This window comes from Streptomyces sp. BBFR2, from assembly GCF_044497305.1.
GTDB lineage: Bacteria > Actinomycetota > Actinomycetes > Streptomycetales > Streptomycetaceae > Streptomyces.
The window spans coordinates 3,278,959-3,297,676 of the sequence record NZ_CP172415.1 but is presented as its reverse complement, the minus strand read 5'-3'; the positions used below and the strand labels follow the sequence as shown (position 1 = coordinate 3,297,676).

Annotated in this window: 18 protein-coding genes and 1 tRNA gene; 3 read left to right on the top strand and 16 right to left on the bottom strand. The window is 69.8% G+C overall.

The window, feature by feature from the left end:
* Window positions 1–160 precede the first annotated feature (160 nt).
* From ACGH2B_RS12995 to ACGH2B_RS12985, 3 genes are all read right to left on the bottom strand, one after another.
* Window positions 161–1,129 (bottom strand): DUF5926 family protein, encoded by a 969-nt coding sequence (locus ACGH2B_RS12995; protein ID WP_399088205.1) that lies wholly within the window; start codon window positions 1,127–1,129, stop codon window positions 161–163.
* Between the two features lie 319 nt (window positions 1,130–1,448).
* On the bottom strand, window positions 1,449–2,285 hold the full coding sequence (locus ACGH2B_RS12990) for an ATP-binding protein (RefSeq protein WP_399088203.1): 837 nt from the start codon (window positions 2,283–2,285) through the stop codon (window positions 1,449–1,451).
* Window positions 2,286–2,338: 53 nt separating this feature from the next.
* On the bottom strand, window positions 2,339–3,187 hold the full coding sequence (locus ACGH2B_RS12985; protein WP_399088201.1) for a glycerophosphodiester phosphodiesterase: 849 nt from the start codon (window positions 3,185–3,187) through the stop codon (window positions 2,339–2,341).
* Window positions 3,188–3,557: 370 nt separating this feature from the next.
* Here ACGH2B_RS12985 and ACGH2B_RS12980 point away from each other — a divergent pair, with 370 nt between their 5' ends.
* Both ACGH2B_RS12980 and ACGH2B_RS12975 read left to right on the top strand, forming a co-directional pair.
* Window positions 3,558–5,168: a S1C family serine protease gene (locus tag ACGH2B_RS12980; RefSeq protein ID WP_399088199.1), complete on the top strand. Its 1,611-nt coding sequence runs from the start codon at window positions 3,558–3,560 to the stop codon at window positions 5,166–5,168.
* A gap of 43 nt (window positions 5,169–5,211) precedes the next feature.
* Window positions 5,212–5,299: transfer RNA gene (locus ACGH2B_RS12975), tRNA-Ser, on the top strand.
* A gap of 220 nt (window positions 5,300–5,519) precedes the next feature.
* On the opposite strand, the gene ACGH2B_RS12970 is transcribed toward ACGH2B_RS12975, so the two are convergent.
* Window positions 5,520–6,491, bottom strand: coding sequence for a DNA cytosine methyltransferase (locus tag ACGH2B_RS12970; protein ID WP_399088197.1), 972 nt, complete (start codon window positions 6,489–6,491; stop codon window positions 5,520–5,522).
* Window positions 6,492–6,689: 198 nt separating this feature from the next.
* Here ACGH2B_RS12970 and ACGH2B_RS12965 point away from each other — a divergent pair, with 198 nt between their 5' ends.
* Complete coding sequence (locus ACGH2B_RS12965) at window positions 6,690–7,496, top strand: DUF6602 domain-containing protein (RefSeq protein ID WP_399088195.1); 807 nt, start codon at window positions 6,690–6,692, stop codon at window positions 7,494–7,496.
* A 61-nt stretch (window positions 7,497–7,557) separates the two neighbouring features.
* On the opposite strand, the gene ACGH2B_RS12960 is transcribed toward ACGH2B_RS12965, so the two are convergent.
* The 12 genes from ACGH2B_RS12960 to ACGH2B_RS12905 form a co-directional block, all read right to left on the bottom strand.
* The gene (locus ACGH2B_RS12960) at window positions 7,558–8,679 is read right to left on the bottom strand and encodes a hypothetical protein (protein ID WP_399088193.1); all 1,122 of its coding nucleotides are present in this window, start codon (window positions 8,677–8,679) and stop codon (window positions 7,558–7,560) included.
* 345 nt (window positions 8,680–9,024) lie between these two features.
* The gene (locus ACGH2B_RS12955) at window positions 9,025–10,161 is read right to left on the bottom strand and encodes a tyrosine-type recombinase/integrase (protein ID WP_399088191.1); all 1,137 of its coding nucleotides are present in this window, start codon (window positions 10,159–10,161) and stop codon (window positions 9,025–9,027) included.
* A gap of 329 nt (window positions 10,162–10,490) precedes the next feature.
* A complete protein-coding gene (locus ACGH2B_RS12950) occupies window positions 10,491–10,664 on the bottom strand; it encodes a helix-turn-helix transcriptional regulator (RefSeq protein ID WP_399088189.1) in 174 nt (57 codons plus the stop codon).
* A gap of 251 nt (window positions 10,665–10,915) precedes the next feature.
* Entirely contained in the window at window positions 10,916–12,718 is a 1,803-nt protein-coding gene (locus tag ACGH2B_RS12945; RefSeq protein WP_399088187.1) for a DnaB-like helicase N-terminal domain-containing protein, read from the bottom strand.
* A gap of 90 nt (window positions 12,719–12,808) precedes the next feature.
* On the bottom strand, window positions 12,809–13,204 hold the full coding sequence (locus tag ACGH2B_RS12940) for a hypothetical protein (RefSeq protein ID WP_399088184.1): 396 nt from the start codon (window positions 13,202–13,204) through the stop codon (window positions 12,809–12,811).
* A gap of 5 nt (window positions 13,205–13,209) precedes the next feature.
* Complete coding sequence (locus tag ACGH2B_RS12935; RefSeq protein WP_399088182.1) at window positions 13,210–13,818, bottom strand: hypothetical protein; 609 nt, start codon at window positions 13,816–13,818, stop codon at window positions 13,210–13,212.
* 11 nt (window positions 13,819–13,829) lie between these two features.
* Window positions 13,830–14,018: a hypothetical protein gene (locus ACGH2B_RS12930; RefSeq protein WP_399088181.1), complete on the bottom strand. Its 189-nt coding sequence runs from the start codon at window positions 14,016–14,018 to the stop codon at window positions 13,830–13,832.
* Between the two features lie 60 nt (window positions 14,019–14,078).
* Window positions 14,079–14,330 (bottom strand): hypothetical protein, encoded by a 252-nt coding sequence (locus ACGH2B_RS12925; RefSeq protein ID WP_399088179.1) that lies wholly within the window; start codon window positions 14,328–14,330, stop codon window positions 14,079–14,081.
* A 140-nt stretch (window positions 14,331–14,470) separates the two neighbouring features.
* Window positions 14,471–16,642, bottom strand: a complete 2,172-nt coding sequence (locus ACGH2B_RS12920; RefSeq protein ID WP_399088177.1) for a cell division protein FtsK — start codon at window positions 16,640–16,642, stop codon at window positions 14,471–14,473.
* A gap of 170 nt (window positions 16,643–16,812) precedes the next feature.
* The gene (locus ACGH2B_RS12915; protein WP_399088175.1) at window positions 16,813–18,102 is read right to left on the bottom strand and encodes a hypothetical protein; all 1,290 of its coding nucleotides are present in this window, start codon (window positions 18,100–18,102) and stop codon (window positions 16,813–16,815) included.
* Window positions 18,083–18,328, bottom strand: a complete 246-nt coding sequence (locus ACGH2B_RS12910; RefSeq protein WP_399088173.1) for a hypothetical protein — start codon at window positions 18,326–18,328, stop codon at window positions 18,083–18,085. Before ACGH2B_RS12910 ends, ACGH2B_RS12915 begins: the two co-directional genes overlap by 20 nt.
* Window positions 18,325–18,627 carry a hypothetical protein gene (locus tag ACGH2B_RS12905; protein WP_399088171.1) on the bottom strand — a complete coding sequence of 101 codons (303 nt, stop codon included), beginning with the start codon at window positions 18,625–18,627 and terminating at the stop codon, window positions 18,325–18,327. Before ACGH2B_RS12905 ends, ACGH2B_RS12910 begins: the two co-directional genes overlap by 4 nt.
* Between the last annotated feature and the right edge of the window lie 91 nt (window positions 18,628–18,718).

Sequence of the window (18,718 nt, the reverse complement as noted above, 5' to 3'; positions counted from 1 at the left end):
GTCGCTGGCGACGGGGGATGCACCAGCGACCGGGCTCCCAGAACCGTAACAAGAGATCGGCGGTTCGCAAATTCGATCGCGGTATTCCGGACGCCTCTTTACCCGTAGGTAGGGGGTGTTGTGACGGGAGTCACGTCGGAGGCGTCCGGAGTGGTCACTGTCAGCTGAGCGTCACCTGACGGTTGGTGAGACCGCCGCGTGCCCGGCGTTCCTCCGAGGTCAGCGGTGTCTCGTCGGTGAGCGCCTTCGCCAGCCGCTCACCGAACGCGACCGCCGGTGCCGTCACGTCCTCGGCGCTCATCGACGACGGCAGGTCCCACACCGGGACGACCAGCCCGTGGGCGCGGAACGAGCCGACCAGCCGGGTGTCCTCGCCGAGCGACGACTCCCCGGCGGCGTGCAGCCGGGCGAGCGCGTCCAGCAGCCGCTCCTCGGGGTGCGTGGTGACCCAGCGCAGGTGGTTCTTGCCGGGCGCCTCGCACCAGTACGCGCCCTCCAGACCGGCGATCCGGGCGGTGGGCAGCGCGGCGGCGTTCGCCCGCTCCAGGGACGCGGCGACCTCACCGGACGCCTGGTCGGCGTTCTCCACCCAGAACTCGAACCCGGTGTGCACCTCCGGCTCGAAAGGCGCCTCGGTGTCCAGCAGATCCTGAAGGCGCGGGCCGTCGGCCTCGGGCCGCCCGGCGGTCACCGGGGTGCCCGGCTCGGCGGTCAGCGCCCGCCGCAGGGTGTCGGCGAGGTCGCGGCTCAGATCGCCCGAGGAGGTGTCGTTCTGCAGCCCGAGCAGGACCGAACCGTCGTCCCGGCGCAGCGCGGGCCACGCCATCGGCAACACCGTCGCCAGCGTCACCGACGGCACGCCCTCGGGCAGCCCGTCCTTGAGCGTCAGCGGGACGGTCGCGGCGGGCACCAGCTCGCGCAGCGCGACCCAGTCGCACTCGCCGGGCAGCCCCTCGAACGGGCGCCGCACCAACTCGGTGACGGCCTGCGCCGCGCTCCGGCCGTGGCATGCCTTGTAGCGGCGGCCGGAACCGCACGGGCAGGGCTCCCGGGCACCGACGACCGGCACCGGCCCGTCATGGGGGGAACGTGCGGTGGCCTGGGGCTGAGGGCGGCGCTTCTTGGCCATGGCGGCGGTGTCTCCTGGTCGATCCGGTGCGTGTGGACGCGTGTCGGCGCGAGCCTAGAGGAGTACGCGCGCGGGCGCGTCGGCCGAGGGTGCACCACGTCCCGTGCGCGCGGGAGCGCCGTACGGGCGGAGCGCGGTGTGGCCGGATCTGAGGCGCGGGGCGGGGTGTGGGCATGGCGGCCGGTGCGGGCCTCGCGGAGGGCGTGCCCGCGGGCGGCGCGGGCCTCACAGGCCCCGGTGTTCGGGCCATGCCCGTCCCGCGGTGTGCGCCGAGGGCCTGGCTCCCCGCCCGCCGCTCCGGGTGCGGCGGCAGCCCGTCTCAGCGCGGTGGCAGCGGGTCTTCGAGGTCCGGGAAGCCGGAGAGGTCCGTCAGCTCCGGGAGGCCGGGCAGGGGCGCCGGGGCGGGCAGGGGCGGGTGCGCGGCCTCCGGGCCCGGGGCCCCGGCGGGGACGGGGGCCGGAGCCGTCGGCGTCCGGGCGACGCGGTCGGCGAAGGCGTCCCGCAGGGACAGCTCGGCCCAGACCGTGGTCTCGCCCTCGATCACCTGGCGTACGCCCCAGTCGAGGGAGAGCGAACGGATGATGGCGAGCCCCCGGCCACCGCGCGCGGTGACCGACGGGGTGGAGGGGCGGGGCCGGGTCGGCCCGCCGCCGTCGGTGACCGCGACCGTCAGCCGCTCCCGGTCGTCCACCCGCCAGGAGGCGAGCACCGCCTCCGCCTCGGGCGGCGTACCGCCGTGGTGGCCGTCCCCGGGTGCGTACGCGGCGCCCTCGTGGCACGGCCCGTACGCGGCGCCCGTGGGCGCGGTCGTGTACGTGGTGGCCGGGCGCCCGTGGCCGTCGCGGGCGGCGTCCGGCAGATGCTTCGCGGTCAGCGGGCGGGCGTGCCGGCAGGCGTTGCTCAGCAGCTCGGACAGGACCAGCGCGGCATCATCGATGACCGTGTCCGGAATTCCCCTTGCCGACAGCTCGCCGCGCATGCGCCGCCTTGCCATACCCACGCCCGCCGGACCATGGGGTACGGCCATGATCGACGACGTCGGCACCTCCTGTGCCACCATCAACGCCACCCCCGAGACCTCCTTTGCCCCACGCCACGGGATGAATTCCCCAATGGACTGGACCGGAAACCGGCCACGTACCGGGCAGTGACGCATCCGACATGTGGGCCTACAGGGCGCAGGCGCGGGCGCACGCGCGGTGAGGGCGGCTACCCCAGGCCGAGCTGGGTTCGTACCTGTTTCGGGCGGTTCGTGATGACCGCGTCCACGCCGAGATCGCGGCAGAGCGCGACGTCCTCGGGCTCGTTGACGGTCCATACGTGGACACGGTGCCCGGCGCGGTGGGCGCGGGCGACGTACTCCGGGTGGGCCCGCAGGATGCGGATACCGGGGCCGGCGATGGAGACGCCGGGCGGCAGCCGTCCGTCGCGGAGGCGCGGGGTGAGGAACTGCATCAGGTACACCGACGGGATCTCCGGCGCCGCGGCCCGCACCCGGTGCAGCGAACGGGCCGAGAAGCTCATCACCCGGATCGCGGGCGGTTTTGCCGCCGGGCGTCCGGGGCGGGCGGTGTGCCCGAAGCGGTCGAGGAGGGTGACCAGCCGCTCCTCCACCTGTCCGGCCCAGCGGGTGGGGTGTTTGGTCTCGATGGCCAGCTCCACGCGCCGGTCGGCGTCCGCGACCAGCTCCAAGAGGCGCTCCAGGGTCAGTACGCCGGTCCGCTCCGGGTCCTCGTACCGCCGGTCCGGCGCCTCCGGCTCGTCCGCCGCCGCCTTCCAGGAGCCGAAGTCGAGCGTGGCGAGATCGGCCAGCTCCAGGGCGGAGACGGCACCGCGACCGTTGGACGTGCGGTTCACCCGGCGGTCGTGCACGCAGACGAGATGACCGTCCGCGGTGAGCCGGACGTCGCACTCCAGGGCGTCCGCGCCGTCCTCGATGGCCTTCCGGTACGCGGCGAGCGTGTGCTCCGGGGCGTCCTCGGACGCGCCCCGGTGGGCGACGACGGACGGGGCGGGGCGGTCCGGACGGGCGTCCTGGGCGGGGCGTACACAGTTCACCGCGTTATCGTGCCATCCGCCGTCCCGGGGCCGCCCCGCGTTGCCCGGGGGCGGCTACCGGGGATGCGCCATCGGGGCCCGGCATCAAGGATGGGGACGGTCACAGCCTCGCCTTACGGTGCGCTGACGCACGGTGGGAAAGGCTGAGGCGAGGTCGTCCGTCCGGGCCGGGACTCGCCCGGGCCACCGGGATCCGGAATCCTGGAGCCCGGTCCGCGGTCCGCAGGCACGTCCCCGGTGCCGGGGACCGGAACGTCCGGCCACCCGGAGCCCGGCCCCGTACCGCGGCGGACCGGAGCGCGCAGGAGGCGCCCCGGCCGAGCGGGCCTACCGGGGGCGGGCCGGCACAGTCGTGAGCGAGGAGAGAGCTGTGAGCACCGAGAACGAGGGCGCTTCCGTCCCGCCGGAGGCCGAGCCGCAAGCGGCGCCCCAGGCGTCGGACGGCGCACCCGCGTCCGCCGCCCCGGCCGCCCCGCAGGCCCCGGGCACCCCGCCCCCGCCCGCGGCGCCTCCCGCCCCCGGCTTCACCCCGGGCGCGGCGGGGGAGCCCGCGCCGGGCGGGGAGCCCGCGGCTCCGGCCGCCGGTGCCGCGGGGCCGGCGCCCGGTGGACCCGCGCCTTCCGGGCCCGCCGCCTCCGGGCAGCAACCGCCGCACGGTCCGCACCCGGGTGCGCCGGGCCCCGGCGCACCCGGTGCCCAGGGGCCGGGCGCCCCCGGCGCGTACGGCGCCCCGGGCGCCCCCGGTGGTGAGCCGACCACCCAGTTGTCCGCGTACGGCGGTGGCGGTGGCTGGGGCGCGCAGCAGCCCCCGTACGGCGGCGGTGGCGGCGGTGACGGCTGGGGCGCGCCGCCCCCGCCCCGGCGGCGCAACGGCGGTCTGGTCGCCGCGGTGCTGGTCGCCGCGCTGGTGGCGGGCGGTGTCGGCGGCGGCATCGGCTTCTGGGCCGCGGGCCGCGACGACCACACCTCGACGACGGTCTCCGCGTCCGGTGACGCCGGCGCGCTCAACCGCAAGCCCACCTCCGTCGCCGGGATAGCGCAGAAGGCGCTGCCCAGCGTCGTCACCATCGAGGCGCAGGGTGTCACCGGCGAGGGCGGCACCGGCACCGGCTTCGTCTACGACAAGCAGGGCCACATCCTCACCAACAACCACGTCGTCGCCAGCGCCGCCGACGGCGGCAAGCTCACCGCGACGTTCTCCGACGGCAAGAAGTACGCCGCCGAGGTCGTCGGCCGGGCCCAGGGCTACGACGTCGCCGTCATCAAGCTGAAGAACGCCTCGGACGCCAAACTCAACCCGCTGCCGCTCGGCAAGTCCTCCGACGTACAGGTCGGTGACGCCACCATCGCCATCGGCGCCCCCTTCGGCCTCTCCGGCACCGTCACCACCGGCATCATCAGCGCCAAGGACCGCCCGGTGGCGTCCAGCGACGGCGGCGGCTCCAGCGCCTCGTACATGAGCGCCCTGCAGACCGACGCGTCCATCAACCCCGGCAACTCCGGCGGCCCCCTGATGGACGCCGGCGGCAACGTCATCGGCATCAACTCCGCCATCCAGTCGGCCGGCAACGGCGGCATGGGCGGCGAGGGCGAACAGTCCGGCAGCATCGGCCTGGGCTTCGCCATCCCCATCGACCAGGCCCGCCGCGTCGCCCAGGACCTGATCCGTACGGGCCGGCCGATCTACCCGCAGATCGGCGTCCAGGTCTCCATGAAGGACACCGGCAACGGCGCGACCATCCCCGAGACCGGGAACGGCGGTTCCGACTCCGTCACGCCGAACGGCCCCGCGGACCGCGCGGGCCTGCGCCCCGGCGACACGATCACCAAGCTCGACGACACCGTCATCGACAGCGGCCCCACCCTGATCAGCGAGATCTGGCAGCACAAGCCCGGCGACAAGATCACCCTGACCTTCCAGCGCGACGGCAAGGAGCACACCGCCGAAGTCACCCTGGGCCAGCGCACAGGAGACAAGTGACGCGCTACCCTGACCCCGCGGCACCGCCCCGGCGCTGCCGCGGGGAGGCTTGCCCGAGCGGCCTAAGGGAACAGTCTTGAAAACTGTCGTGAGGTGATCCCTCACCGTGGGTTCAAATCCCACAGCCTCCGCAGAGGTCAGCGAAGTAGCTGGTCAGAAGGGGTGCCCGAGTGGATCGGGCGCCCCTTTTGCGTTGAGGGTGTCTCACCTATACTCGCCCGCATCCCGATGTTGATCAAGGCGTGTGGCCAACCTGTGGCCAGGGTGGGGGCCGTCGGTGCTGCGTGTTGGGGCGTTGCTCTGAGCTGGGGCGTGGGCTGACCTCGACAGGACGTGGGCAGGCGAGTGGTCTCATCCCAGCGCAGCACCGAGGACATGGGTGGCCAGGGGCGGTGGGATGGACATGCCGATCTGTTCGGAGATGTTCCTTCCCCTCCACGGATAATCAGCGGGAAACCCCTGAAGAAGACCTCCCTCAGAGGGAGAGAGGCGGCGAAGGGGAGTGCGTTCCGCGGTCATAACCTGATTGCGGGAGAACTTGCTGGTGACGGTGAAAGCCGGCTCTGCAGAGGTGCGTAGGCCGCGGGCCCTTGGGTTTCCGGCAGTGCCGTAGCAGGAGACCACGACATAGGATTTGGGGCGGTCCAACACCTCGCCCATGCTTACCCACGGCAGTAGCGCGGGAGCTGCTGACGCGGGGGAAGCGTCTCTGCGGAACGGCTGATGTGTTGTTTCCGGGAGAAGCGCCGTCCCGTGGAGTCGGGCTATCAACACGGAGCAAAGGCGGGTCTGCGGGACTCCAAACTCCTCTGCCCGCAGCACTCCGCATGCCACTGAGTAGCCCTCAGCGGATAGAGCTTCACCGACTGCATTCCACGCCGGCCGGACCGATGGCGACTGCTCCAGTACGACTTCTTCGTAGGGCAGGCCGCTATCAATGGCAGCTAGGGCCCATCTCAAAGGCTCCAGCGCTAGGCTCGTTCGTTCGTCATCCAGGTTGCCCAAGCAGGCCGTGGTGTCCTCACGAGCCCTCATGCATCGTATGAGGGAGAGCATGTCCCTTAGTGAGCGATTCCCTGATGGAGGACCAGTGGTGCTGCACACCTGGCGCGGCGGTCCGCTGATGAGCGTAGTGGCAGAGGGGAAGTCGGCTGGGTTCAATGCACGGACGTCGCCCTCGACTGTTGGCAACCCGGCGGCCCGACGAGTGGAACAAGTGGACGGGTCCCATTCGATGCCCACTGCCGGCATACCCAAGTTATATTCCGCGAGGTCCAGTCCCCCCGCTCCGGCAAACAGGTTCACGACCTTGTAGTCGTTCATAAGTTCTCCATGCTCGCAACATCTTTGCTGCTTAGGGCAGTTGCTGCAGTGAAGTGCCGATTCGTTGTGGGGCTCAGGGCGAGAGGTCGTCGAAATCTCACCCGCTGAATCTCAAGTCGCATTGGGTTGCGGCGGTCAAATTTAAGCCCCAGTCCCGCGGTGTGACTACCGCTCTCCGAGCACCTCTAAGATTCGTACATGACCCAAGACAAGCTCGGCAAGATCCTCGGTTCAGTAGCAAAAAGGATGCGTGCCGACTTCGAGCAGTCTCAGAACTTCAATCACAAGGGCGAGGCCGGGACGTCGCGTGAGGTGCTGATTCAGGAGTTTCTTTCTGGGTACCTGCCGGCTCACGTCGAAGCTGTGCACAATGCGGAAGTTATCTCGGCAAACGGTGATGTTTCGCCGCAATCCGATATTATCCTAATTGATCGGGGAACGCCGCCCTTCACGAGCCTCAACGGGTTTCGGATCATCCCCAACGAATGCGTTTACGGGATGGTGGAGGTCAAGACAAAGCTAGACGGGGTGCAGCTCGTCGACGCCTGCAACAAGATCAGTAGAATGCGCAGTATGCCGAAGACTGCATACCGGCCAATCTCTGGCGTCATACCGCGTTCCACTAAGGTTTACGGTAAGAATCACGACTACTTTCCAACATCGGGAATGGTCGTGGCGTTTGACAGTCTTAAGCTGGAGACGATTGGAAACCACCTCGTGGACTGGTGTCGGAATCGTAATCCTGCTGAGTGGCCCGATAGTGTGTGGGTGGTAGGCAAGGGGCACCTGCAGTGGGGTGACGCTCGTACTGGTTCCCTCTTTAGGTCCCCGGTGGCGGGTGCATCCCTATTTCAGGTCGATGCCGACCCAGGCCAAGACATCCTTCTCCCGTTTGCGCTTCACCTGAACATCCATTTCTCCGATGCTTGGATGAACCCGCTTGACCTCGTCCCCTACTCTGGTGCAACGCCATTGGGGCAAATTTCCGGGCAGTGGAAGATATAGGCGTAACCATGCGTATGCTCCTCTCTGTCGCCAATTGTGTGGCAACAGAGAGGTAGCCACGCTACTGGGCGTTCTTGGGGACAACCTCTCCGACGAAGCTGCCATCATCTGCCCGGTATGCCACCCCGACGTCGTACCGGTCGAGCAGCGTGTACATGTCGGCAGGAGGGGCGGCCGGCAACAGGATGACGCGCTTGGGCTCGCCTTCATGCTCTGGCGTCTTGACATAGCGGCTGTAGTCGAGGATCTGCCCGAGGGCCATACGTACGTCCTCTCTGGAACTCGACCCCTTTGCCTCATAGAGCACGTGGTCCGTGGCATCGTACAAATCGGTACGGAGCGTTGAGGTGAGGCCCTTCACCTTGATCTGAAACGCGCCGGTCCGGTGCCCGAAGGAGTCCAGGTGGGCCTTATATGCCTGGGTCAATTCGGCTTCGTGTCGTATGGCGACCGTGGCAGCAGAGGCAGCGCGCACACTTAGTTTGGTACTGAAAGCCTCAGGGACGACAAACGTGCCGCTGGTCTCCTTGTTGGGGGCCGCTTTTCGTGCCGGACTTCCTTTGCGAACACGTTTTTTCGGGAGCGGCAGAGCGCCGCTTGTTGCAGGGTCTGACTGGAACATCGCTGCGGTGACCGCCCGGAACGGTACGAACTCAGCCGTGGTCTGGTCGGCAGCGGGGATCTCGTCCTGCTCGGAGCGCTGGACGGCCCCCTCTTGGCGCAGGCGAAAAACAATGGCATTGCGCTCTTTGCCGTCCTCGCCATGGCCCCTGCGCCACACATACGGCTCCATGCCGTCCAGCGTGAATGTCCCGAGATAGCGGTGTGTCTTTGTCCCGCTCCCTGGCACCTTGCCTACCCGCGTGAACACTCGAAGCACTCGGTTCTGCTCCGCGTGTCGAAGGATCGCCCTGTTGCCTGATCCGGCACTACCGTCAAAGGTCTGGTCGCCGGACTTGCCGGCACCGGTGTACTCGAAGACGGCTCCCAACTCGTCTTCCTCAGCCAACCAACCGTCGTAGTAGCCGTTCCTCTCGCCTACGTCTGGGTCCGAGTAGAGGTTGACGCTGCGCTTTTCCTCAGAGGGGCAGATCCCTCCCTGCGGGCTTCCCCCGAACGCAGCACGGATCTCCGTGCGTGTACGTATGTCCCCAGGGCTGATCACATGAAGGCCGGTGGTCATGGGCTGACCCTAGGGCACTGCACTGACAGTGCTACATGAACCGCTCAAGGCCTCACGGGTAGGCACTCCAGGGAGTGCTCTTCCGAGGAAGCCTGCCATCCACCAACGCGTGCAGATCACACAGGCGCTGTACGGGGCGGCCCCTAGACGTCCAGGCCACTTCATCCTCTTGGTCGAGCCCCTAAAGCGTGGGCGGCTCGCTTCCTCGCCCGCCATTGGTCTTGGGGAGGCGTAGGGAGAGACCTCCAGTAGGTGGGTGCCTAACCCCTACGCGGCGCGCGTTCTGTTGGCAACTGTCGCTATTGGCTCTTGCTGTGCGGGGCAGCTATGAGCAGGCGAGATGTCCTATTCCGTGAGGTCAGAGTCACCCAGTGCTGTATCGATGAGCTGATTCGTCGTCTGCTCTTGGCCGCGGAGGATCTTCGCGTAGAACTTCCACAGCACGGCGACGCTGTGGCCGGCGCGGCGGGATACTTCGACGGGGTCCACGCCTGCCTTGATCCAGAGTGAGACGCCAGCGTGTCGCAACGAGTACGGCACGTTCGCCAAGGGTGTCTCCAACTCCTCCGGCAGTAGCGCCTTTTCCCTGGCCTCCTGCCAGACGTTGGAATACTCCGTAGAGCGGACACGGCCGCCGAGCGCGGCCTGAAAAAGTCGGCCATCGGGTGCGATGCCGTGCTGCGTGACGTGGGACTGGAGCATTCGTACGAGGACGGGTGGGATCGGGACGGAGCGCGTTGCGCGGCGCGCTCGGCGCTTCAGGCCCCGTTCCTCGTAGGACTTGCCGTCGTCCGTCCATCCCGCGCCGACTTCCGGGCGGCTGCTCGTCAGGACCAGTTCGCCCCAGCCAGACGCCGGGAGCTTGCAGTTGCGCTTCTTGAGGTTTGCTACCTCCGAGGGGCGCATTGCGGCGTAGTAGAGGCAGCCGAAGAAGGCGTAGAGGTGCTCGCCGCGTGGGCCCTGACCTCGTACCGCCTGGAGGAGTTGCTTTGCTTGCTTCGGGCCGGGGACGTACTCGAAGTCGATTTCGTCGTCTGTCTGTGGTGGGCGCCAGTCGATGGAGGAGAGCGGGTTCTTGGGGAGTAGTTCTCGTTCGACGGCGTAGCGGAGAGCGTTGCTCAGTGTGGTGCGTTTCCGGAGGATGGTGTTATCCGCGGCGCGTTTTCCGTCGAGCCGACGGGAGATGGCATTGAGGGCGCGGCGCAGGTTGTCGGACTGGGCCACGTACGCGACCTTGAGTGATGCGCCCGTGAGCCAGGTGAGGGCATGGGAGATGTCGTCGGGTGGTGTCTCGGCGTCCTTCCGGGGCATCAGCTCGTCGTCGCCGTCGCGGACCATCTGGAAGGCCCAGCCGCGGAGCGCCTGCCGGAGCGTCTCGGGGTCCGGGGCTCCCTTGGAGGAGGAAACGAGTACGGCCGTCACGTTGGCCATGGCCTCAGCGATGTTCGCCCGGTGCTTCGCTGCTGAGTTGGGCCACTTCATCAGGGCGTATGCACAGGCATGCTCGTACCAGGACGGGGAGGTCAGGTCGCGTAGTTCGGAGACGGGGAGCCCGGTCTCGGTGTCGAACTGTTCGCCGTTGGCGACCGCGGTCTTCAGCTGTGAACGTCGGCCGTCGGCGAGTGTCCTCGTTGCGAACGGTGCTTGGTGCTGAACTCCTCCTACTAGCCAGCGTAGTTGGAAGGGGGCGCTCTTGCTGTTGCGCTTTCGGATACCCCAGATGCGGACGTCGTAGGTATGCAGTGTCGTCTCCTTCGTGGAGGCGCGGGCCCGCCGGATGCGTCGGCAGGCCCGCGCGGACGGCGGTTACGTCAAGCGGTGGACTGCTCGCATCGCTCCCACCAGGCATCCAGGTCGCGGCGACGGCACCGGAGTTGGCCGTTGGGGAGCTTGATGAGGCGGGGAGCATTGCCTCGGGCGCGCATGCGGTAGAAGGCGGCGCGGCTCATGGAGATCTCGTCGAGGACTTCGGGAAGCTTGAGCATTTCGGCCTTGGGCAAGGGCAGCGGTCCTCTCGTCGAGGGGGAGAGCACGGTGAGGCGGGGGCGTTAAGGGCGGTAGCGGCGGTAAGCCGTTTGACCTGGGGTTTTGAGCGGGCGGTATGGGGAGCGGTGAGCGGTGCGATAAGTCCGCTCCGGACGGGGCGGCGGGCTTTCCGTACCGCCGACCGCACCGCTTTTCGCTCCGAGGTTTCCGCAGGTCAGGGCGCTTTCCAGCCCTATCGCCCTTACCGGTGTCAGCCCGCGTACTTCACGATGGTGGTGGGGCGGCCGCCGGTGGGTTTCTGGTAGCGGGTGTAGCCGGGGAGGTCGAGGAGCTGGGCTACGAGGCGGTCGCGTTCGGGGCGAGTGGTGTTCTTGAAGAGACGGCGGATGCGGTCGGCGGTGAGGCCGTCGGGGCCGGCCGTGCGGACGGCTTCGGCGAGTTTGTTGACCTTGGGGTCGCCGGTGGTGCTGCCGAGGAGGTGGACGGCGGATGCGCGGGCGTAGTTGAGGAGTTGCCACGCGGCCCGCAGGTGGGCTTCGGAGATGGTGGCGGTGTGGTCGCACAGGGCGTAGACCATGGCGACGCGCTGGACGTACGGGGCGGCGCGGGCGGTGAACTGTGTGATGACGCCGCCGGCCGAGTCGTCGCTCAGGGCCGGGTAGACCTCCTCGCAGTACAACTCCCAGGCTGAGGCGCTGAATTCGACCTCGTCGACGCGGGCAGCGTCGGCGAGGACGGTGCGCCATCCGCTGGCCAGGTTGGTGATCAGCTCGGCGCTGGCGCCCCGCGACCCGGGAAGGATCAGGTTGCGGTGGCAGAAGATCGGCAGGAAGCGGTTGTACGTGCCGCCGGCCATCTCGGAGCCCTGCATCTTGGCGCGGAACTCTTCCGGGGTGATGTGTCCCAGGATCGCGATGTGCGGGTTGGTGGCCTTGAGGGAGTCGCGGACCATCGAGCCGAGGGAGTCGCCGTCCCACGCTTGCCGCAGGACGCCGGGCAGGCTGGAGCCCTCCCGCCGCCCGCGGCTCATGGTGACGGCGTACTCGGATTCCACGACCCAGAGTCGCTTGTCGATGCTGGCGGGGGCGGCCGTCTCGCCGGTGTCGTCCTTGACGTATTCGATGAGACCTTCGCCGGAGTTCAGACCGCGTGGGGTGTGGTCGGGGCCGAAGAAGTCCGGCAGGGCCTCGGCGAGGACGCGGCGGGCGGTGGAGGTCGCGGAGCCCTTGCGGCCGGAGGAGGTGGGGCCGATGGTCAGGGCCCAGATGAGGGTGGGGTGGCGGTCGTTGCCCACCATGAGGTGGGGGCGTCGGCCGATGATCGCGCCTGCGGCGGAGAGCAGGTTGGCGAGTACCGCGATGGGGTCCGCCTCCGTGGTCGGGTCCAGTTCGCGGACCGTTTCGCCGAGCCAGCCGCAGAAGACGTCCGGGTGGGGAGTCGGGCCGGGTCGGTGGGGGCGGTGCAGGCCCGGCCGCCGGTCGTAGAGCGGGTTCGGCGGACCGGTGGGCGTCGGGTCCTCGGTGACCGGTTCCGTCGGCCGGGCGGTCAGCTCCGTGATCTGCGTGAGCAGCGCGGCGCGGAGCTGGTGGGGGTCGGCGTCCGGGGCGGACGCCGCCTGGACGAGGCGCGTGCCGGCCTCGATCAGGCGGCGGCGCTCGGCCTTCTCCCGCACGATCTCGGCGTAGTACTCCGCGTTGGCCGCGGTCGGCACGGACTCCACGAGGGTGTGGAGGTAGGACGCTCCGCCGACGCGGGCCAGGTCGCCGCGTGTGCCGAGGCGGTGGGCGACGGTGATCGGGTCGGCGGACTGGCCCTGGTCGTGCAGTTCGCAGATCGCGCGGTGAATCGTTTCGTGGGCGGGCCGGTAGTAGTCACCGGCGTCCAGCGTCTCGATCACTTCGGTGAGGGCCTGGGCGGACAGCAGCATGGCGCCCAGTACGGACTGCTCGGCTTCGAGGTCCTGGGGCGGTTGCCCGGCGGCGACGCGTGAGAGGTCGCTGTGGGGAGGCCGCACATTGTTGTTGTACGGCTCCGGTGCGGCCTCGGGTGACATGATGGAGGCCTCCTGTTCTGTCTTCGGATGAGCAGGGAGAGCCGGGGCGGTGGCGTTGTCCTTGCACGGGAGTGCCACCGCCCCGGTGCGTCAGCCCTGGGCGATCTGCTGCCAGGCGGCGTATTCCTGGCGGACGTACGGCCGGTAGTTCGAACCCCACTGCGGAGAGTCGGGCGGGATCGGACCGTTGCGGGTGGCGAACGGGCCGGAGCCGCGTTCGCGGTCGTACCGCGCCAGGTGGTGAGCGGCCTTCGCCGCGGCGATGCCGGCCTCGGCCTTGTACCTCTCGTCCGTCTCCGCGAGTGCGATGCGGTCCAGGAGCGCGGCCTTGCGGAGCCAGAACTCCCGGCTGAGGCCGGTGTTGAGCGGCTGCGCGGCGACCTGATCGGTGACCCACCGCATCTCGGCGAGGAGCCGCGGCGCATCGGCGTACGCCTTGTCCGGGGCGGTGGCGCGGAGGCGTACGTCGCCACGCGGGTTGTTCATGGGGCTCATTCCTCCGTGGTGCGGGCGGCCGGGAGTTCCGGGAGACCGGCCTCGGTGAGCGCCGCGGCGTCGAAGCCGGGAAGGGCGGCGCGGGTGGTGAGGGCCGCGGCGAGGTTCGCCGCGTAGATGGCCTGGTCGCGGGCGATGGTGATCTGCGTCTGGCCGCGCATTGCCTCGATGCGCTCGACGTGGGCGTGGTCCTCGCGCTTCTCGGCGAGGCGCCGTTCGTACGCGGTGGCCTCGCGGCGATCCGTGCGCCAGTGCCGGTGGGCCAGGGCGTACGCGAGGACCGTGGCGATGCCCCACAGCAGGAGCGGCAGCGACCAGCCGTCTGCGTAGGCGGCGACTCCGGCGAGGGCGAAGGCGGCGGACGCGGCGAAGGCGGTCCCGGTGATGACGGGGGCGCCGGCGTACCCGATGGCGGAGAAGGCGCCCGCGGCGCAGGAGAAGACGGCCAGCGTGCCCATTAACCAGGCGTCGCCCAGGGAGTGCTCGGCGCCGTTCGCGTTCCAGACGCGGGCCAGGATCAGCACTGCTGAGGTGGCGATGACGGGAGCTAACTTGGCGGCGGCTGCCCTCCGGGGGCGCCTCGCCGGCACGGTGTACTCGCTCACCGGGCGTCTCCCTACAGGTTCCGGAGGGCTTCGACGGCCGCGTTGGTGAGTTCGTTGACGGTCGCCGCCGCACCGGTGGAAGCGAGGTAGAAGCCGAACATCATGGCGATGAAGGCGGAGCCGTAGCCGAGCGTCCGGGCGCGGAGCAGGAGGGCCAGGACGATTCCGAAGAGCGCGGCGAGCGAGATGGTGACGGCCATGGGTGCGTACTCCTTGATCGGGTCGGTGGTGGGGTGGTGCCGGGGCCGGTTACGCGGCGATCAGCGGGTGCCGTCGCGGTGGGTCCGGGCCGCGGCGTTGTAGAGGTGGCGGCCCACGCGGATGCGCTTGCGATCGCCGTGGCACCGGCGGCAGGTCCGGCCGGGGCGCGGGCGTCCCCGGCGGTCGGTCTTCATGTAGAAGCCGAAGCCGCGGCATTTGCGGCAGTTGCCGAACGGGCTGACCGCACAGAGCGCGAGGTAACCAAGAGTCACGATCGTGAAGAGCGTGGCAGCAGCAGTCGTCGGGGTCATCGCAGGGCCTCTCTGGAGTTTTTCGGGGTCGTGGATGGTGGGGTGCTATGCGCTACAGAGCTGGTGGAAGCGGCTTTGGGGTGCTAGCGGAGGTGCTACCGGTAGCAGGAGCCCCCGCTACCGGTAGCGACCCGGCGGGCCTACGCCGCCTTCGGTGATCCGCTACGTTCCGCAATCGCGGCGGTGAGATCGGCGCGGACGATGCCGCGGCGAGTGGTGCGGGCGCCCTCGTCCGAGGTGCCGGCCACGCCGCGAGTCCTGACGCCGTACGGCTTGAGCGCGGTGGTGACGTTCTCGCCCGCCCAGCCCGCGTAGATGTCGGGGCGGAGACCGGCGAGCCGGGTGGCGATCCGCTCGTTCCAGACCCGTTCCTCGGACTCCGGCACCACAAGCGCGATGTCAGCGAGCAGGTCGTACGAGGCGGTGGTGTTCTGCTCCGGCTCCTCGCCCAGGGCGTGTCCGGAGAGCAGGCCGAGCTTCTGCCGGGCCTGGCGGGCGCGGGCCGCGATGGCGTCCGCGCCGACGCTGTCGACGTAGGCGGCGCCGACGATCCGGGCGTCGGCGCCCTCACCGACGAAGTAGTGGACGCCCTTGTCGGCCCACGAGAACATCGTGGCGCGTACGCCGCGCTTGTAGGAGCTGGTGCCAAGGACCATGTCGTTCTCAACCTGGCCCATGACCTTCAGGCACCAGCGGGCCGAGGCGTTGGCCGAGATGCCGGTGGGCAGCGCCTTGGCGTCCGGGCGCTGTGTGGCCAGCAGCAACACGATGCCGGTGGCCGGGCCGCGCTTGACGAGGTCGGTGCAGATCTCCTCGAACTCCGCGCTGTGGGTGGGGTGTTCGAAGAGCACCTGGCACTCGTCCACGCCGATCACGATGGGGTGCAGCCGGAGGTCCTTCTTGTCGGCCAGTTCGCTGGTGACCTTCGATTCCGGGCACAGGTCGCGGGGGAGCGAGCGGATCACCTTGGTACGGCGCCGCAGCTCCTCGCGCAGGGCGCGGAAGTCGCGGAGGGCGTACTCGATGGCCTCGTCATCGTCCCCGGCGGCGTGCCGGTGGGAGACCCGGTCGCCGACCGGATCCAGATCGCCGGTGCCCTTCATGTCGTACGTGTGCAGCTCGGCACGCGGGTCCAGCGCGGCGATCAGCAGGAGCAGCCGCAACAGGAACGTTTTGCCCATGCGCGGGATGGCACCGATGATCCCCGCGATGTACATCAGGGTCACGTCCACCCAGCGCCCGCGCGGGTCCGTACCGAACGGCACCGGCTTGAACAGGTCGACGCTGCCGCCGCTCAGCAGCGGCCACTTCGGCTTCCGCGCCTTGGACATGTCCTGGTCGCCGACCCACAGGACCAGGCGCCCGGTGTGCTCGTCCGGTACCGCCTCGGGCCAGACGCAACCGAGAGGGCGGCGCAGGCCGGAGGCGAGTTTCTCGCGGCGGTCGATGACGTCGGTGACCGTCACGCCGTATGGCAGATCGCCTTCGGCACGCCATCCGGGACCGTCGCGGGTGATCGGAGCGGTGAAGCTGAAGCCGTCCCGGCCCTTGGACTGCGCCTGGTTGATGGCCGGGATGCCCAGCGCTCCGAGCGCGCGGAGCACGATGTCGCTGGTGAGCTTCGGCGCCTTGGAGGTCTCCACGGCGCGGGTGATGACCGGGGAGTCGGCGGGGGTGCCGGTCCAGCCGAGCGCCAGCACGAGGGCGCTGGTGGAGACGGATTGCAGCCACCCCGGAGCCAGGACGTACAGCGCCAGCGCCGTGGACGTGCCGATGAGCGCGGCCAGGACGGTGGTCAGGGTGCGCAGCCGTACCCGGCCGTCGCGCTGGCGGGAGAGCTTGAGGTAGTCGGCGGCGTCCTCGCGGCGCACCGCCGCCAGCCGGACCGGCTCCCCCTCGCGGTCCGCCACCCACCGCATCGCCCCACCGAGGAAGCGGGCGGTGCCGCGCGGCGCCTGAAGGACGAGGCGCGTGGCGTAGAGCGGGGAACGGATGCCGTGGTACGCGGTGAGGTGGCCGTAGTGACCGGCCACCCACTTCACGGCGGTGGTCAGCTCCTGGCGGGAGCGGAGCCAGCCGGGGAGCACCGCCCGGCGCCGGGCACCGGCGAGGCGGGACAGGAACCCGGGGCCGGTGGGGGCGGGGCCGTCGACCAGCGTGACCGCGACCGGGTCGGCGGTGAGGGCGCGGGCGTCGCGTGCCTTGTTCAAGTCGCCGATTTCCGCGGTGGGTTCGTCGGTTTCTGTGGTGAGGGCGGACCGGGGTTCCGGCTCGCCGTGCTCGGACGATTGCTCCTCGTCCTCATGCTTCAATGCGCGAGTCCTTCCGAGAAGTTGAGGGGCATGCGGGGCGGCCGGTCGCTTAGTCGTGGACGGTCGCCCCGCGGCAGATCAGCGAAGGGCGTACGGCCCGGCGCTGCGGTGTTTCGATGGGGTGGCGGAGCCGTGGGCGCGGAGCCGCACACCGCCGCGTAGGCGGTCGCTCAGGCACTCACTTCGAGTACGGCGGCGATGACCGCGTCCTCGAAGCCGTCCTCCTCGGCGAGCCGCCGTCGGGCCGCGCGGATGCGGTCACCGCCCCAGGTTTCGCCGAGGCCGTACGCCTTGGCGAGTTGGACGGGGTCCGGCGCGCGATTGTCGAGAAGCGCCGCGGCGGCCTCGCGTTCGGCCTGGTCCCGCTGAGCCGCGCGCACTTCGCGAGGGATGCGTTCCTCACGGTTCGAGGCGCGGATGTCGGAAATCGCGACGCCGGCGAGCTGCTTCTTCGAGGCGCTTTCCGAGGCGGGCCGGCGGTGCCGTACGGGCGTCCGTGGCGCGCGGGCGCGCCGCTCGGCGGCCGCCTGCCGCTTGGCCCGCTCGTTCTCCTCATGGGCCCTGGCCTCGGCTTCCGCCTTGATGCGGAGCCTTTCGCGTTCGGCCTCCCGGTCGCGCTCCGCGGCCTCGATTTCTGTCTGGGCACGCAGTCGCTCGGCAGTATGGCGGGCCTCGCGCTCCTCTTTCTCTCTCGCGATCCGGGCCAGCTCGCGGGCCTTCTCGATTTCCGCCTTCCGGGCTTCGTCGGCGAGCCGCGCGGCGTGTTCGCGATCTTCGCGTTCGGCCTGGCGCTGGGCTTGCTCCTGGGCCAGCCGGGCCCGTTCCTGCTCCTGCGCGCGTTCTGCTTCCTTGGCCCGCTCGCGCTCTTCACGCGCTTGCTGGGCTCGCGCGGCCCGCTCGGCGGCCACCGTCTCCTGGTACGCCTTGACGGTGAGCCGGTGCTCCGCGCACTTCCCGGCGAGGTAGGCCCGGTAACCGGCCGCTGCCTCGGCGAGCGCGATGAGCAGGAGCGGGGCTACGGAGTGGAGCAGAAGCCCGCCGGCGTCCGCCTGGGAGGGGACGAGGCGGAAGTGCCCGTCCGGGAAGAGGCTCTGCCAGCAGTTCATGATCCAGGTGGCCAGCCCGGCGAACCAGCGGAGCGCGAACGGCCAGCCGCTCGGGCTGTACCCGCCCTGCTCGGCCAGGACTCCGTCGACGTACAACACGGTCAACAGCGCCATCGACGCGAGCGGGTCGAGCATCCACGCCACCCAGCCCGGTACGTCGTGCGAGGTGGCGAAGGTCGTGACGTTGATGCAGGTGAACACCAGGGCGCCGAAGCCGATGGCGAGCAGGGAGCGGGTCACGAGCTTGCCGACCCTCTCCAACTGCTGAATCGCCTGCCGGGCGGCGGTCGCGTCCTGTTCGGTTACCGGCCTGGGGACCGGTGCGGAGGAGAGATCAGTCCGGGATGCCGCCACCGGGCGCGTCCCCCTTCCTGGGCCCGCAGCGGCACGCCTCCACGGAGGCGCCCCGTCCCATCCAGCAGGCGCACACGACCGTCAGGGCTCCCACGGTCACGGCCTCGCCCGGCAGCAACAGGCAGTTGTCGCACCCGGCGGCGGGTTCCCGCTGCGGTGCGCCCGCGGGCGTGAAGTCGTAGTCCTCGGCGAGGTCGTACTCGTCGTAGTCGAAGTAGCCGTTCATGAGGCGAGTCCTTCCGGGAGGGTGCGGGTGTGCGGGCGATGATCGGTACGGGAGGTGCGGCGTCGCCGGTGGGCGAGCAGGTCGGGCGTCTCGGTCTTGAGGGCGTCGGTGACGATGTGGGTCACGAGGTCCATCAGCCCCGGCTCCTCGGCGAGGATGTCGGCGGCGGCCGCCAGACGGGTCAGCCGTTCTTCCTCCGACTCGCCCGGGACGCCGAGCCAGAGTTCGGGCGGCGTCCCGATCGTCAGGCCCATCGGGTCGTCGAAGCCAGGCTCGAAGCCGCCGAATGCGACATTCATGGCGCTCTCCTGAAATGGGTTCAGTGGACAGGGAGGGCACGGGGCGGCAGCGATGTCCTTTGCACGGGAGTGCCGCCGACCCGGCAGATAC

Bases quoted from the DNA above. Each gene is read 5' to 3' on its own strand.
- ACGH2B_RS12995 (WP_399088205.1), bottom strand. From the start codon at position 1,129: ATGGCCAAGAAGCGCCGCCCTCAGCCCCAGGCCACCGCACGTTCCCCC.
- ACGH2B_RS12990 (WP_399088203.1), bottom strand. From the start codon at position 2,285: ATGCGTCACTGCCCGGTACGTGGCCGGTTTCCGGTCCAGTCCATTGGG.
- ACGH2B_RS12970 (WP_399088197.1), bottom strand. From the start codon at position 6,491: ATGAACGACTACAAGGTCGTGAACCTGTTTGCCGGAGCGGGGGGACTG.
- ACGH2B_RS12965 (WP_399088195.1), top strand. From the start codon at position 6,690: ATGACCCAAGACAAGCTCGGCAAGATCCTCGGTTCAGTAGCAAAAAGG.
- ACGH2B_RS12960 (WP_399088193.1), bottom strand. From the start codon at position 8,679: ATGACCACCGGCCTTCATGTGATCAGCCCTGGGGACATACGTACACGC.
- ACGH2B_RS12955 (WP_399088191.1), bottom strand. From the start codon at position 10,161: ATGAAGTGGCCCAACTCAGCAGCGAAGCACCGGGCGAACATCGCTGAG.
- ACGH2B_RS12950 (WP_399088189.1), bottom strand. From the start codon at position 10,664: ATGCTCAAGCTTCCCGAAGTCCTCGACGAGATCTCCATGAGCCGCGCC.
- ACGH2B_RS12945 (WP_399088187.1), bottom strand. From the start codon at position 12,718: ATGTCACCCGAGGCCGCACCGGAGCCGTACAACAACAATGTGCGGCCT.
- ACGH2B_RS12940 (WP_399088184.1), bottom strand. From the start codon at position 13,204: ATGAACAACCCGCGTGGCGACGTACGCCTCCGCGCCACCGCCCCGGAC.
- ACGH2B_RS12930 (WP_399088181.1), bottom strand. From the start codon at position 14,018: ATGGCCGTCACCATCTCGCTCGCCGCGCTCTTCGGAATCGTCCTGGCC.
- ACGH2B_RS12925 (WP_399088179.1), bottom strand. From the start codon at position 14,330: ATGACCCCGACGACTGCTGCTGCCACGCTCTTCACGATCGTGACTCTT.
- ACGH2B_RS12910 (WP_399088173.1), bottom strand. From the start codon at position 18,328: ATGAACGGCTACTTCGACTACGACGAGTACGACCTCGCCGAGGACTAC.
- ACGH2B_RS12905 (WP_399088171.1), bottom strand. From the start codon at position 18,627: ATGAATGTCGCATTCGGCGGCTTCGAGCCTGGCTTCGACGACCCGATG.